Origin of the sequence: Rhodopseudomonas pseudopalustris, assembly GCF_900110435.1 — a bacterium.
GTDB classification, from domain to species: domain Bacteria; phylum Pseudomonadota; class Alphaproteobacteria; order Rhizobiales; family Xanthobacteraceae; genus Rhodopseudomonas; species Rhodopseudomonas pseudopalustris.
The window spans coordinates 471,054-485,698 of the sequence record NZ_FODT01000001.1; the positions used below are offsets into that span (position 1 = coordinate 471,054).

The 14,645-nt window shown below is 66.7% G+C and carries 14 protein-coding genes; 5 read left to right on the top strand and 9 right to left on the bottom strand.

Annotated elements, in window-relative coordinates:
• Positions 1-106 precede the first annotated feature (106 nt).
• From BMY71_RS02220 to BMY71_RS02230, 3 genes are read left to right on the top strand one after another with little or no spacing between them, the layout of a single operon-like run.
• Positions 107-523: an HIT domain-containing protein gene (locus BMY71_RS02220; RefSeq protein ID WP_175557589.1), complete on the top strand. Its 417-nt coding sequence runs from the start codon at positions 107-109 to the stop codon at positions 521-523.
• Positions 524-527: 4 nt separating this feature from the next.
• On the top strand, positions 528-1,460 hold the full coding sequence (gene nudC, locus BMY71_RS02225) for an NAD(+) diphosphatase (protein ID WP_092681411.1): 933 nt from the start codon (positions 528-530) through the stop codon (positions 1,458-1,460).
• The gene (locus BMY71_RS02230) at positions 1,457-2,386 is read left to right on the top strand and encodes a sugar kinase (protein WP_092681413.1); all 930 of its coding nucleotides are present in this window, start codon (positions 1,457-1,459) and stop codon (positions 2,384-2,386) included. The genes nudC and BMY71_RS02230 overlap by 4 nt, the downstream gene beginning before the upstream one ends.
• 36 nt (positions 2,387-2,422) lie before the next feature.
• Here BMY71_RS02230 and BMY71_RS02235 read toward each other — a convergent pair whose 3' ends face one another.
• The 3 genes from BMY71_RS02235 to gloB form a co-directional block, all read right to left on the bottom strand.
• Positions 2,423-3,124 carry a flavin reductase family protein gene (locus BMY71_RS02235; protein ID WP_092681414.1) on the bottom strand — a complete coding sequence of 234 codons (702 nt, stop codon included), beginning with the start codon at positions 3,122-3,124 and terminating at the stop codon, positions 2,423-2,425.
• Between the two features lie 75 nt (positions 3,125-3,199).
• Complete coding sequence (locus BMY71_RS02240) at positions 3,200-3,628, bottom strand: cupin domain-containing protein (protein WP_092681723.1); 429 nt, start codon at positions 3,626-3,628, stop codon at positions 3,200-3,202.
• A gap of 8 nt (positions 3,629-3,636) precedes the next feature.
• Positions 3,637-4,404 carry a hydroxyacylglutathione hydrolase gene (gene gloB, locus BMY71_RS02245; protein WP_092681416.1) on the bottom strand — a complete coding sequence of 256 codons (768 nt, stop codon included), beginning with the start codon at positions 4,402-4,404 and terminating at the stop codon, positions 3,637-3,639.
• A gap of 176 nt (positions 4,405-4,580) precedes the next feature.
• On the opposite strand from gloB, the gene BMY71_RS02250 reads away from it, so the two are divergent.
• Positions 4,581-5,345, top strand: coding sequence for a class I SAM-dependent methyltransferase (locus tag BMY71_RS02250; protein WP_092681418.1), 765 nt, complete (start codon positions 4,581-4,583; stop codon positions 5,343-5,345).
• 60 nt (positions 5,346-5,405) lie between these two features.
• Here BMY71_RS02250 and BMY71_RS02255 read toward each other — a convergent pair whose 3' ends face one another.
• The 5 genes from BMY71_RS02255 to BMY71_RS02275 form a co-directional block, all read right to left on the bottom strand.
• Positions 5,406-6,131 carry a DUF4167 domain-containing protein gene (locus BMY71_RS02255; protein WP_011500528.1) on the bottom strand — a complete coding sequence of 242 codons (726 nt, stop codon included), beginning with the start codon at positions 6,129-6,131 and terminating at the stop codon, positions 5,406-5,408.
• A gap of 492 nt (positions 6,132-6,623) precedes the next feature.
• Positions 6,624-7,502: a peptide chain release factor N(5)-glutamine methyltransferase gene (prmC, locus tag BMY71_RS02260; protein WP_092681420.1), complete on the bottom strand. Its 879-nt coding sequence runs from the start codon at positions 7,500-7,502 to the stop codon at positions 6,624-6,626.
• A gap of 42 nt (positions 7,503-7,544) precedes the next feature.
• The gene (gene prfA, locus BMY71_RS02265; protein ID WP_092681422.1) at positions 7,545-8,630 is read right to left on the bottom strand and encodes a peptide chain release factor 1; all 1,086 of its coding nucleotides are present in this window, start codon (positions 8,628-8,630) and stop codon (positions 7,545-7,547) included.
• Positions 8,631-8,681: 51 nt separating this feature from the next.
• A complete protein-coding gene (gene ptsP / locus BMY71_RS02270; RefSeq protein ID WP_011500531.1) occupies positions 8,682-10,949 on the bottom strand; it encodes a phosphoenolpyruvate--protein phosphotransferase in 2,268 nt (755 codons plus the stop codon).
• A gap of 303 nt (positions 10,950-11,252) precedes the next feature.
• On the bottom strand, positions 11,253-12,506 hold the full coding sequence (locus BMY71_RS02275) for an aspartate kinase (RefSeq protein ID WP_092681424.1): 1,254 nt from the start codon (positions 12,504-12,506) through the stop codon (positions 11,253-11,255).
• Positions 12,507-12,864: 358 nt separating this feature from the next.
• Between BMY71_RS02275 and ubiG the strand changes: the two genes are divergently transcribed.
• Positions 12,865-13,626: a bifunctional 2-polyprenyl-6-hydroxyphenol methylase/3-demethylubiquinol 3-O-methyltransferase UbiG gene (gene ubiG, locus BMY71_RS02280; protein WP_092681426.1), complete on the top strand. Its 762-nt coding sequence runs from the start codon at positions 12,865-12,867 to the stop codon at positions 13,624-13,626.
• Between the two features lie 109 nt (positions 13,627-13,735).
• Here ubiG and BMY71_RS02285 read toward each other — a convergent pair whose 3' ends face one another.
• A complete protein-coding gene (locus BMY71_RS02285; protein WP_092681428.1) occupies positions 13,736-14,551 on the bottom strand; it encodes an MBL fold metallo-hydrolase in 816 nt (271 codons plus the stop codon).
• Positions 14,552-14,645: the final 94 nt, after the last annotated feature.

Below are 14,645 nucleotides of genomic sequence, written 5' to 3' on the forward strand. Positions count from 1 at the left end.
ACCGATCCGCGGCTTTCGCCGCTCCGGCCGGCTTGATATGGATGTGTCGGGGTCCGTACCCGCAACCACGCAAGAGCCCGCTTGCCAACGGGCCGATGGAATCGACATGCCCTCCGACTGGTCGCTGAATTCTCAACTCGAGAAAGACACCATCAACATCGGCGACCTGCCGCTCAGCCGCGTGCTGGTGATCAAGGACGCGCATTATCCGTGGCTGCTGCTGGTGCCGCGCCGCGCTGACGCGGTCGAGATCATCGATCTCGACGAGGTCGAGCAGGCGCAGCTGATGACCGAGATCTCCCGGGTCGGGCGCGCGCTCAAGGAGGTCACCAAATGCGACAAGCTGAACATCGCAGCGCTCGGCAACATGGTGCCGCAGCTGCATGTCCACATCATCGCGCGCCGCTCGAGCGACGCCGCCTGGCCGCGCCCGGTGTGGGGGGTGATGCCGCCGCTGCCGCACGATCCAGAGGAAGTGCAGCAATTCATCAGCGCGCTCCGGCGCAAGATCTGGCTGGGCTGAACCGATGAGCAGCGCGTTTCCGCTCGGCCAGCCGGCTTTCGTCAGCAACATCCTCGACCGCGCCGCGCATCTGCGCGCCGATGACGCCAGGCTGATGGCGATGGAGGACCGCAGCGACACCCGCGCCTATGTGGTGCATCGCGATTCGCTGGTGGTGAAGCACGAGGACGGCGGCCCGCGGGCGCTGCTGTCGATCAAGGAGGCGCTGGCGCTCGGCGCCAATCCGGGGACGATCTTTCTCGGCCTGCGCGACGGCGCGGCGGTGTTCGGCATGGGGATCGGCGCGGCGGCGATCGAGACATTGGTGACCCGCAGCGACGCCGGCATCGCCGAACTGCGCGGCATGGCGATGCAGGGGATGCTGCCCGAGGAGCAGCTCTCGGCGATCGCAATGGCGAAGTCGATGGTGAACTGGCATCAGCGCCACGGCTATTGCGCCAATTGCGGCCAGCGCACCGCGATGGCGCAGGGCGGCTGGAAGCGCGATTGTCCGGCTTGCAAGGCCGAACACTTTCCGCGCACCGATCCGGTGGTGATCATGCTGGTGACGTCGGGCGACAAATGCCTGCTCGGCCGCCAGAAGCAGTTTCCCGTTGGGATGTATTCGTGCCTCGCCGGCTTCGTCGAAGCGGCGGAGACGATCGAGGATGCGGTGCGCCGCGAGATTCTCGAAGAGTCCGGCATCCGCTGCGCCGATGTGCGCTACTACATGACGCAGCCCTGGCCGTATCCATCCTCGCTGATGATCGGTTGTACGGCGATCGCCACCACCGAGGACATCACCATCGATTTCACCGAACTCGAAGATGCGCGCTGGTTCTCGCGCGACGAGGCCGCACAGATGCTCAATCGCCAGCACCCGGACGGCCTGGTCGGGCCGCACCCGTTCGCGATCGCGCACCATCTGGTCGGCCGCTGGCTGGAGCAGGACACATGACCGATAAAGCCAAGCGAAAACCCCGCATTCTGTGCATCGGCATTCCGGTGCGCGATCTCACTTTCAGGGTCGAGGCGGTGCCGGGTCGCGGCAACAAGGTCCCCGCCAGCGCCTATAAAGAGATTGCCGGCGGCAACGCGCTCAACGCCGGGATCGGCATCGCCCGGCTCGGCGGCGCCGCGACGATGTGCGGCCCGATGGGCGACGCCGGCGAGACCGCGGCGACCTTCATGTTCGACAAGCTCGGCGAGGAAGGCATCGCGACCGATCGTCTGATCCACATGCCCGGACTGGTGACGCCGATCTCCGCGGTGCTGGTCGACCCGACCGGCGAACGCACCATCGTCACCTTCCGCGATCCGAAGCTGTGGAACGTCGATCTGCCCAGCGCCGAGACGCTGCTCGCGGATTGCGATGCGATCATGATCGAGAGCCGCTGCGCCGGATTCGCCACGCCGGTGTGCGCCGAGGCGATCCGGCGCGGCATTCCGGTGGTGGTCGATATCGACAGTGCGATGTCGCTGAACGAAGGCCTGCTGACCGCGTCGTCGCATCTGATCTTTTCGGCCGAAGCACTGCACGCCACCGCCGGCATCAATGACGACGCGGCGGCTTTGAAAAAGGTCGCGACGCTGACGCATGCGTTCATCGCCGTCACCCGTGGCCCGAAGGGCACGTTGTGGCTCGACGCCGATCAGAATTTCCAGGAGACTCCGGCGTTCCCGGTGCACTCGGTCGACACGCTCGGCGCCGGCGACATCTTCCACGGCGGGTTCGCGGTGGCGTTCAGCGAAGGCCAGGACATCCCGAGCGCGCTGCGCTTCGCCTCGGCCGCGGCGGCGCTGAAATGCACCCGCCCCGGCGGCGCCTTCGCCTGCCCCGATCGCGCCGAGGTCGAGGCGTTTCTCGCCGCCCAGCCGCGCTGATCGATCAAGCCGCCCTGATCGAACAAGCCACGCCGATCATCCCGCCGGCTGCGGCCGCCGTGATGGCGGCCGATAGTAAGCTTCGGGAATTTCGCCGAGCACGGAGTGCTGCAGCCTGCCGAGCGCCAGGCCGTAATACTGCTGAAAGCTCATGATCAGCGGCCGCCATTTGTCGGGATCGATGCGGTCGTCCTGTCCCTCCATCACGATCGAGGGATGGACGTGGATGCGGACGACGCTCAGCTCCAGCGCGACCAGATGGCCCCGCCACACCACATCCTCCTCCGCCATCGGGTGAGCCTGCATCAGCCGCGCCTCGATCTGGACCGGGCATTCCAGCGCGCGCGGCGCAGCCACCGCGTCGCCCTTCTGCGGCGTCAGGCGACTCACGCCGAATTTGTCGGCCTCGAAGCGATAGCCACGGTGGAGCTTCCCCTGCGGCACCGGATCGGAGCCCGTCGTGCGCGCCAGGCGGTCGACAGCGCCGACCAGATCGGACGACGGCAGATTGAGCACGCACTCGCCGCTGCGCAGGATATTCCCGGTGGTCTTGGAATTGCTCGCCAGCCCGAGCATACAGCGCTGGCCGACCCACCACGCCGACGACATCGGCGCCAGATTGAACGAGTCGTCGTCATTGCACGATCCGATCAGCACCACCGGCGTGCCGAAGTACAAGATCGCAGGGTCGATGATTTGCGACGACAAACGAAAATCTTTGCGTGCGGCCAGCGTCATGTCAGTCCTCCCGTTCGATGAGGTCTGATCTAGGCTGTTAGTTGAGCGTCACCCACCCGTTTCCCGATGATGCAGTCAGCGGCGAAGCGGCGACCAGTCCGGCGGCGCCAATTCGAAATGCTCGAACGCGAAGCCGGGCGCCACCGTGCAGCCGACCAGGGTCCAGTCGCCGGTCGTGACCGCAGCCTGCCAGGCGAGCGGCGGCACGATCGCCTGCGGCCGTTCGCCGGCCGCGACATCGGGGCCGAGCCGAATCGCGCGATGGCCGTCGGCGTCGGCGATCTCCAACGCCAGCGCCGCGCCGGCGTAATAGTGCCAGACCTCGATCGCATCGATGCGGTGCCAGTGCGAGCGCTCGCCGCTCGCCAGCAGGAAGTAGATCGCGGTCGAGAAGCTGCGGCCGGAGGCGTCGCAGCGCGGGTCGCGAAAGGTCTCGCGAAAATGGCCGCCTTCGGGATGCGGCTGCAGCTTCAGCCGCGCAATCATCTCGGCCGCCGACGGCATCGGCGCGCTCACGAGTTGTTCTTGCGCTCGCGGAGTTCGCCGAACACGTCGGCCGCGCTTTCACCCGGCAGACCGACCGCGGCGGCGACCGACGGCACGTCGGCGCGCAGGAACAGATTGGCCTGCTTCTCCTCGCCGAGCGTCACCGGAATCGTCGGCTTGCCGGCGGCGCGCTGCTGCTCGACCTGTTTGGCGCGCGCCTGCAATGCGGCGTTGTCGGGCTCGATGGTCAGCGCGAACTTGACGTTCGAGGCGGTGTATTCGTGGCCGCAATACAGTTTGAAATCGTCGGGCAGCTCGCGCAGCTTCAGGAGCGACTCCCACATCATCGGATAGGTGCCCTCGAACACCCGGCCGCAGCCGATCGAGAACAGCGTATCGGCGGCGAACAGCGCGCGGTCGTCGTCGAACACGTAGGAGATGTGATCGAGCGTATGGCCCGGCGTCTCCAGCACGCGCGCGCTCAGCCCGCCGACGCGAACGACATCGCCCTCCTCGACGCGCAGATCGATGTCGGCGATCTTGGCATTGGCGTCGTGCGGCGCGACGACGCGGCACTGATACTTCTTCTTCAGCTCGGCGACGCCGCCGACGTGATCGCCGTGATGATGCGTCACCAGAATGTCGGTCAGCTTCCAGCCTTCCTTCTCCAGCGCCGCGATCAACGGCGCGGCTTCCGGGGCATCGATCGAGGCGGTGGCGCCGCTCGACGGATCGTGAATCAGATAGCCGAAATTATCGGTGAGGCAGGGAACGATACGGATGTCGGCAGCCATGAGATCTCCCGGAAATTGGCGCAGCGAACGCTGCCCGCCGCTGTTGCGGGTCGCGGGTCGACGCAGCACAAAGTCTACCACGGACGGCGACCGGGACGAAATCCACGCAAAACTGCGTGGCCACGCCGCAGTCAACCACTTTGCCGGAGCGTCGGCTGGCGTGGTAAAAGCCGCGCATGACGATCGACGTTGTCAATCTGCGCGATTTTTACTCCAACCGTCTCGGCCTTGTGGCGCGGCGCCTGATCAACCGCGGTATCCAGACGCGTTGGCCCGACGCGCGCGGTCAGCGGGTGCTCGGGCTCGGCTATCCAACGCCGTATCTCGGCCTGTTTCGCGACGATTGCGAACGCTGCATCGCCTTCATGCCGGCGGCCCAGGGCGTCTTGAAATGGCCGACCGCGCGCGCCACGCTGTCGACGCTGGTCGAGGAACGTGCGCTGCCGCTGCCCGACGCCGCGGTGGACCGCATCCTGCTGGTGCATTCCCTGGAGATGTCCGAGGACCCCGACGCGCTGCTGCGCGAGGTCTGGCGGGTGCTGGCGCCGTCCGGCCGGCTGCTTGCGGTGGTGCCGAATCGCCGCGGGGTCTGGGCGCGCAGCGACAACACCCCGTTCGGCCATGGACGGCCCTATTCGCGCTCACAGATTTCCGACTTGTTGCGCCGGACCTGGTTCACGCCGGTCGGCTGGAGCGAGGCGCTGTTCATGCCGCCGCTCGAGCAAAGCTGGCTGCTGCGCTCTGCGCCGGCGTGGGAACGAGTCGGCGCCGCGGCCTCGCTGCCGTTCGCCGGCGTCCATGTCGTCGAGGCCACCAAGCAGGTGGTGCGCCCGATCCAGGCCAAGCGCGAGCGCACCCGGCTGATTCCAGCGCTGGGGCCGTCGCTGGTGCCGTCGCCGATGCAGGCCGACGACTCCGATCTGCCGGCTCGGCCGCGCTGAACGCAAAAGGGCCGCGCCGAAGCGCGACCCTTGCAATCCTGAGATATTGGTCGACCGGGCCTATTCGTTGCCGGGCGTGGCGTCTTCCGCCGGCACGGGAGCCGCGGCTGCGGCGCCTTCGCCACGCGGAACATGCGGCCGCCGGCGTCGGCGCGGCGGGAAACGCTCGGCGCCGCCGGCGCCCTCGAACGCCGCAGGGCTGATCTGCGGCTGCGGACCGGTGATGAACGACGGCAGGCGATCGACGGCTTCGACGCTCGGCTGCGGCTGTTCGGCGCGCGGCGTAAACTGCGGCTGCGGACGATGCTCGCGCGGCTGCGGCTGTTCGCGCGGCGCAAATTGCGGCTGCTCGGCGCGGGGCTGCTCGCGCGGCTGATAGGGCTGTTGCTGCACCGGAACGAGACCGGGCTCGGCGCCGAAGTTCGAGTAATCGGCCTCGCCCTCGTCGTCATTGTCCGACATGTCGTTGTCGACGCGCTGCTGCTGCTGCGGCTGATTCTGCCGGAACTGCTCCTGGGCAGCGGCGATCAGCCGGAAATAATGCTCGGCGTGCTGATAGTAGTTTTCCGCCGCGACCGGATCGCCCGAGGAACGCGCATCGCGTGCGAGCTGAACGTATTTCTCGGCGACGTGAGATGCGGTCCCGCGGATCTTGATATCGGGTCCATTCGACTCGAACACCCGAGTCATCGGGTTCTGGCCGCGCCGGTTGTTATTGTTGTTATTATTATTGTTGCTACCGCTGTTGCGGTTACGCAGCCGCTTGTTGTTCTGCCCGTTTCTCATGTCTTACCTTCTTACCAAACCCCGATTGTGTCCCGATGTCGTGTGCACGATTGTCATGCCGTGCATCGCCGGCGTGCGACGACGCCGGACGCACTGCGCCCACCCGAATAGCTGACCCGCCTGGTATCGTTAGCGCCGTGTGTCGCGTTCAACAAAGACGCGTTCCCCAACTCCGGAGCGCCGTGCCGCGCTGGCCGGACCAATCAACGAGCCCGCCAAAGCAGGCTCAGCTTCGCTTGTGTGAGTTGTTCAAGCGTAAAATCAGGCTTTCGTTCGCTTCGCGGTCGCGAGCAGCGCGGCTGTCTCAGCCTTCGCGCTCTTTCGAACCCGCCGTTTGGGAACCCTTTCGATCCGGGCTCTCGACAAGAACTCTGTTCTTTTCTGGCCTTTGACCGCAGACCCGCGGGACCAGTCACCCCGGACCGATATCCTAGCCGGAACGTAGTCGCTCTCAGCCGATATTCCAAGCGTTTTTTGCAATCTATTCCGACATTAACCTATCAAATTACGCCCCATCAGCGCCCGAAAAATGCCGCCGAGATCGCGGCGAGGCGGCCCCGAGACGGTGAGCCCGGCGGCCCTCATCAGCGCGGCGACTTCGTCGCTCTGTCCCTGCCCGAACTCAACCACCAGCGCCCCGCCCGGGCGCAGCAACCGCATCGATTCGGGGACGATCCGGCGGTAGGCGTCGAGTCCGTCGTCGCCGCCATCCAGTGCACGGCGCGGATCGTGATCACGGACCTCGCGATCGAGCGCGGCGATGTCGCGCGCCGGAATGTAAGGCGGGTTGGAGACGATCAGGTCGAACGGGCCGATCAGCGCCGACGCGTAGTCGCAGACGGTGAAGCCCGTGCGATTCGACAGACCGAGACGGATCGCATTGCTCTGCGCGGCTCGTAGTGCCCCGAGGCTGATATCGGTCGCGACGCCGAACGCGGCGGGACACTCCGACAGCAACGCCAGCAGGATCGCGCCCGAGCCGGCGCCGATGTCGAGAATCAGCGGTCGCGCGGGCGCCTCGGCGCGGAGATACTCCAGCGCGACCTCGACCACCGTCTCGGTGTCGGGCCGCGGCACCAGCGTGTCGGCGGACAGCGTCAGTGGCAGCCCCCAGAATTCGCGAGCGCCGAGAATTCGCGCCACCGGCTCGCCGGCGAGGCGGCGCGCCACAAAGCCGTCGAGCAGCTCCGCATGATCGGGCGCGAGCAATCTCTCGGCCTGTACGATCAGCCCGGTGAGATCGAGGCCCGTCACCTCCCCGATCAGCAATCGCGCGTCGAGCTCCGCCGATTCGATGCCGGCGTCCTTCAACCGCCGGCCGATCGCGCGGCGCGCGGCGGCAATGGTCCTGACTGCGGGAGATCCGGTCACGCGCGGCGCGCCGCCGGACGCGAACCTCGACGCGGCCGCCGCCTAGGCCGCATGGCCCTGCGCCGCGAGCTGGGCGGCCTGGTGCTCGGTCGTGAGCGCATCGATCAGTTCGCCCAGCGCCTCGCCGGCGATCACCTGCGGCAGTTTGTAGAGCGTCAGATTGATGCGGTGGTCGGTGACCCGGCCCTGCGGAAAATTATAGGTGCGGATCCGCTCCGAGCGGTCGCCGGAGCCGACCTTCTCCTTGCGCTCGGCCGAGCGCGCGGCATCGAGGCGCTGCTGCTCGGCGTCGTAGATCCGCGAGCGCAGAATGTTCATCGCCGAGGCGCGGTTCTTATGCTGCGAGCGGCTGTCCTGCATCATCACCACGATGCCGGTCGGCAGATGGGTGATGCGGATCGCCGATTCGGTCTTGTTGACGTGCTGGCCGCCGGCCCCTTGCGCCCGCATGGTGTCGATCTTGAGATCGTCCGGCTTGATGTCGACGTCGACCTCCTCGACCTCGGGCAGCACCGCGACCGTCGCGGCCGAGGTATGGATGCGGCCCTGCGTCTCGGTGTCCGGCACCCGCTGGACGCGATGCACGCCGGATTCGAACTTCAGCTTGGCGAAGGCGCCGCGGCCCTTCACCTCGGCGATGATTTCCTTGAAGCCGCCCATCGAGCCTTCGGAGGCCGAGATCACCTCGACGCTCCAGCCCTGCAGCGCGGCGAATTTCTCGTACATCCGGAACAGGTCGCCGGCGAACAGCGAGGCCTCGTCGCCGCCGGTGCCGGCGCGGATTTCCAGCATCACGTTGCGCTCGTCCATCGCATCCTTGGGCAGCAGTGCGACGCGGATTTCCTGGATCAGTTCCTCGCGATGGGCGTCGAGCGCGTCGCGTTCGGCTTCCGCCATCGCCCGCATCTCGGAATCCGTGTCGGGATCCTCGAGCAGCGCGTCGACATCGCCGAGTTCGTCACGGACTTCCCGATACGCCTTCACCGCCTCGACCAGCGGGTTCAGCTCGGATAATTCGCGGGTGATCCGCACATATTCGCTGGCGCCGACCTCGCCGAGCAGTTGCGCTTCGAGCGAGGCGTGATGCGCGAGAAGAACGTCGAGTTTGGCTTCGGGCAGTTTGGACATGGATGGGTCTCGGACAACGGAAACGGCACAGCGGCGGCGCGGACGGCGTCGCTACAAAGAGAGCCCGTGAGCCTCGGCGAATTCCGCGAGCTTGTGCCGGATCGAGACGCTGCCCGCGGGCGCGTCGAGCAGCGGCAAGATCGCCGCCTCGGCCTTGGCGGCGTCGACCTCCAGGATCATCGCCTTGATCGGGCCGTGCGACACCGCCGACACCGACAGCGCGCGGTAGCCGATCGCGATCAGCGCCAGCGCCGACAGCGGCTGCGACGCCATCTCGCCGCACAGCGACACCGAGCGGTTTGCGGCCTTCGCCTTGCGCACGATGTGGCGCAGCGCGCGCAGGATCGGCGTCGACAGCGTGTCGAAGCGATCCGACACTTTCGAATTGCCGCGATCGACCGCGTACAGGAACTGGAACAGATCGTTGGAGCCGACCGAGATGAAGTCGACCTTCTTCAACAACTCGTCGAGCTGATAAAGCAGCGCCGGGACCTCGACCATGGTGCCGACGTCGACGCGCTCCGGCAAGGTGTGGCCGTGCTGACGCAGATAGGTCAATTCGCGCTCGACGATCGCCTTGGCGGCGTCGAACTCCGCGACCTCGGAAATCATCGGGAACATGATGCGCAAGGAGCGGCCGCCGCCGGCGCGCAGCAGCGCGCGAATCTGGCTGCGCAGCAGGCCCGGCCGGTCGAGCCCGAGCCGGATCGCGCGCCAGCCCAGCGCCGGATTCTCCTCGACCACCGTCTCCATATAAGGCAGCGCCTTGTCGCCGCCGATATCGAGCGTGCGGAACGTCACCGGTTTCGAGCCGGCGGCGTCGAGCACGGTGCGATACAGCGCGAGCTGGTCGCTCGAGCGCGGCAGGCTCTGGCCGATCATGAACTGCAGCTCGGTGCGAAACAGGCCGATGCCGGACGAGCCGGTGTCGTCGATATGCGGCAGGTCGATCGCGAGGCCGGCATTGATCATCAGGTCGATCGGCTGGCCGTCCTTGGTGACGCAGGCCAGATCGCGCAACGCCGAATACTGCGCCTGGCGGCGGGCGCGGAAGCGCACGCGCTCGCCATAGGCGGCCTCGACTTCCGCCGATGGCCGCACATAGATCGAGCCGGAGGTCGCATCCACGATGATCGCGTCGCCGGGATCGGCGATGCCTGGCGCGTTCGGAACTTCGCCGACGGCGGCGATGCCGAGCGCGCGCGCCACGATCGACACGTGCGAATTCGCGGTGCCCTCCTCGAGCACCAAGCCTCGCAGCCGGGTCCGGTCGTAGTCCAGCAGCGCCGCAGGTCCCATCGAGCGTGCGATCAGGATGGCGTTGTCGGGCAGTTGCTCGCGGGACGGCGCATGATTCTGTCCGACGAGCTGGCGCATCAGCCGGTGGCCGAGATCTTCGAGATCGTGCAGGCGGTCGCGCAGATAGGGGTCGGTCGAGCGCAGCATCCGGGCGCGGGTGTCGGACTGCACGCGCTCGACGGCCGCCTCCGCGGTCAGGCCGGTCGCCACCGCCTCGTGCAGCCGGTGCGACCAGCCATGGTCGTTGGCGAACATCCGGTAGGCTTCCAGCACCTCGCGATGCTCGCCGCCGTCGGCGACGTCGCCGCGCTCCAGCAACCGGTCGAGATCGGCGCGCAATTTCGCCAAGGCGGCATCGAGCCGCTTGATCTCCTTGGGGAGATCCTCGGCGATGTAATTGGTGATGACGACGCGCGGCTCGTGCAGCACGACATGGCCGAGCGCGATGCCGTCCGACAGGATCGCGCCGGTCTTGTGGATCGAGTGCCGCGCCGCCGGTTCGGCGCCGGGCTGCGCCAGGGCGGACAATTCGCCCGAGGCGATCATCTCGGCGAGCACCATCGCGGTGGTCTGCAGCGCCTCGACTTCTTCTTCGACATAAGTGCGCTTGGCGCGGTTCTGCACCACCAGCACGCCGAGCGTGTTGCCGGCGCGCAGGATCGGCACGCCGAGGAAGGAGTGATAGATTTCTTCGCCGGTTTCCGGGCGGAACGAGAACGCCGGGTGGCTTTGGGCGTCGGAGAGATTCAGCGGCGTCGCCTCGGAGGCGACCAGGCCGACCAGGCCTTCATGCGCGTTGAGCACGGTCTGGTGCACGGCTTCGCGGTTGAGGCCTTCGGTGGCGTAGAGTTCGAGCGTGTTGTCGACCCGCAGCACATAGGTCGAGCACACCTCCGCCACCATGTTGGCGGCGATCAGCACCACGATCTTGTCCAGCCGTTCCTGCGCGGAGACTTGCTCCGCCATGGTTTCACGGAGCCGTCTCAGCAAGACGCGGGGGCCGCCCGACGTGCTCCGCATGTGCCGATATCTCCTTTGAACAGCAATCCCGACGCCGGCTGCGGCGCCGGCGACGAACCTCTCGACGCGACGTCGCAGGCTACGCGCCGCACCAGCCTAGCCCGGCGCGGGCCGGCAACGAGCCGTTTGACGGCCCGGGCCAGCTTCGCAACGAAGCCGGAACCGGCTTTCTCAGCCGCCCTGGCCGCGCCGCGCGCCCTTCAGGCCGTATAGCGAATTGACGCTTGATTTGCCAAGCAAAACGCCTGCCACGAGCGAGGGCAAACGGCGCCCCGCCCGGCCTGAAATCACTGCAAAATTGTTCTAAACTTGATCCAACCCGTACAAAGTATGCAACGTCCGCACCGCGAGTTCGGTGTAGGCGGCGTCGATCAGCACCGAGAACTTGATCTCCGAGGTGGTGATGGCGCGAATATTGATGTTCCGGGCGGCCAGCGCGGCGAACGCCTGAGCCGCGACGCCGGCATGGCTGCGCATCCCCGAGCCGATCACCGACACCTTGGCGACATCGGTCTCGCTGTCGAAGCGGGCGTAGCCGATCTCATCCTGCGCAGAGGTGATGGTCTGCTTGGCGCGGGCGAAGTCGGCGGCCGGCACGGTGAAGGTCAGGTCGGTGGTCTTGCCGTCCTCCGACACGTTCTGCACGATCATGTCGACATTGATGTTGGCGTCGGCCAGCGGCCCGAAGATCGACGCCGCCACGCCCGGCTTGTCCTCGATCCGGCGCACCGAGATCTGGGCTTCGTCCTTGGAAAAGGCGATGCCGGTGACGACGTGGTTCTCCATGATAATCTCCTCGCTGCAGATCAGCGTGCCCGGCGGCGTGCCGTGCGGATCGATGTCTTCCGGTTTGTCGAACGAGGACCGCACGAAGATCGGCATGTTGTGCACCATGCCGAGTTCGACCGAGCGGACCTGCAGCACCTTGGCGCCCTGCGACGCCAGTTCCAGCATTTCCTCGAACGCGACCTTGTCGAGCCGCTTCGCCTTCGGCACCACCCGCGGGTCGGTGGTGTAGACGCCGTCGACGTCGGTGTAGATGTCGCAGCGGTCCGCCTTCAGCGCCGCCGCGATCGCCACCGCCGAGGTGTCGGAACCGCCGCGGCCGAGCGTGGTGATGCGGCCGGTCTCGGGATTGATGCCCTGGAAGCCGGCGATCACCGCGACTTCCTTGCGGTCGCCGAATCGCTTGATGATCTCGCTGCCGTCGATGTCGGTGATCCGGGCCGAGGCGTGGGCGTCGCTGGTGCTGATCGGCAGCTGCCAGCCCTGCCAGGACCGCGCCTGGATACCGACCGCCTGCAGGGCGATCGCCAGCAGACCCGACGTCACCTGCTCGCCGGACGCCACCACGGCGTCGTATTCGCGCGCGTCATGCATCGGCGAGGCTTCACGGCACCAGGCGACCAGCTCGTTGGTCTTGCCGGACATCGCCGACACCACCACGGCGACCTCATGCCCCGCATCGACCTCGCGCTTGACGTGGCGCGCGACGTTCTGGATGCGCTCGATATTGGCGACGGACGTGCCGCCGAATTTCATCACCAGCCGGCCCATGACGAATAGTGCAATCCCTGCAGACAACGAGTAATGATAGCGCCGAGTCCGCGAGGTGGGCGCCGCGAGGCGCGTATACACAGCGGCGGGGTTTCGGGCAAGCAATCGGGCCGCCACGGCGGAACCGACCGGAATATTCCGCCGGGGCGGACGTTTGTCGGTCGAATCAAGGGCATCGGAATGGGACGGACGATCGAGATCCTGCGCCCCGGGCGGAAAGTCCTGTTTTCCCTTCCACCCAGCTGGATCATGTCCGTGCCGGCGGTCGCCGGCGCGGCGCAGGATCCTGACCAGACCGCCGCCGCACCGCTGGCGTTCCAACATTTCAGACCCGCGCGATAGGAGCACGGCGTATCCCATGGCACTGCAATCCGAATCCACCGGCCCCGTCTCGCCCTCCGTCGATCCGGCCGAAATCGCTAAATTCTCCAGGCTGTCGGCGGAATGGTGGGACCCGACCGGCAAGATGGCGCCGCTGCACCGGATCAATCCGCTGCGGATCAGCTTCATCCGCGACGCCGCCTGCCGCAAATTCGAGCGCAACGCCAAAAGTCTGAGCTGCCTGTCCGGGCTGCGGATGCTCGACATCGGCTGCGGCGCCGGCCTGCTGTGCGAGCCGTTCACCCGGCTCGGCGCGCAGGTGATCGGGATCGATCCGTCGGCGACCAATATCGCGGCCGCCAAGCTGCACGCCGACAAGTCGCATCTGGCGATCGACTATCGCTGCACCACGGTGGAGGAGATCGACCCGCGCGAGCGCTTCGACATCGTGATGGCGATGGAAGTGATCGAACACGTCAACGACGTGCCGGCGTTCCTCGGCCGCTGCGCGGCGCTGATGAAGCCGACCGGCATCATGCTGGTGGCGACGCTCAACCGCAACTGGAAGAGCTTCGCGCTCGCCATCGTCGGCGCCGAATATGTGATGCGCTGGCTGCCGCGCGGCACCCATCAATGGGACAAGTTCGTGACTCCGGACGAACTCGAGCAGCACCTGCAAGGCCTCGGCCTCGTCGTCACCGAACAGTCCGGCCTCGTCTTCAACCCGCTCGCCGACCGCTGGCGGCTGTCGACCGACATGGACGTGAACTACATGGTGGTGGCGGAGACCGCACCGTAATCTCGCATTCGTCGTAGGGTGGGTTAGCGCGCAGCGCGTAACCCACCGGGGGTCACGCATCACGCAAAGATGGTGGGTTACGGCGCAAGGGCGCCTAACCCACCCTACGTCAAACTCCCCTCAAGATAATCACCGTCGGCGCACTCGGCAGGGTGTCGCGTGAGATCCGCAGGCTACGTTCGCCGCGCTGATCGATCGCGAACGACTTGCCGATGCGCTGCATGAACTCGTCGAGCGGCGTCATGAAGCGGTGCATCGGCAACACCACCGAGGCGCGCAGCCGCTTGGTGATCTCCGAGATGCCGTCGAGCGACATCGTGTAGCTGCCGTCGATCGGGACCATCAGGATGTCGATCCGTCCGATCGCCGCGAAATGACTGTCGTCGAGCGTGGTGTGCAGATGGCCGAGATGGCCGATGCACAGGCCTGCGACCTCGAAGATGAAGATCGAATTGCCGTCCTTGATCATGCCGCCTGCGCCATCGCCGAAGATGGTGCGGCGGATGTCGGTGGTGACGTTGCGGATCAGCACGTCGCCGAATTGCAGCCGGACGCGCGCGGGCTGGCCGTCCTCGCCCCAGCCATGCAGCACATGGGCGATGTTGCGATCCGGAGACAGCGTGTAGTGCGTCGCGTGGGCGCGGTTCATGGTGACGACGTCCGGCGCCCGGCCGGTGTCGTAGGTCCCGCTGTAATCGGTCGCGATCATCACGCCGCCCGGGCTTTCGATCGTGTAGGTCGAGTGCCCGCGATAGGTGATCAGCACCTGATCGGCCGCAGCCAGCCGGCGCAGGCTCGCCGGCATCACGCGCGGTGGCGCCTGGGCCATCGCCAGGCACTCGCTGCCGCGAAAGCCGTCCTCCGCCGAGGCCGGTGACATCAGCGCGGCGCAGAGCACGGTGAAGGCGGCGAGGCAGCGCAGCATGGCGTCACTCCGGTCGGACCCCGCCGAAGTGTAGCGTCGAATCGCCGAGATACCAGCGCGCGGATGCCGCGCAACGCTGGCATGACCCGGTTCC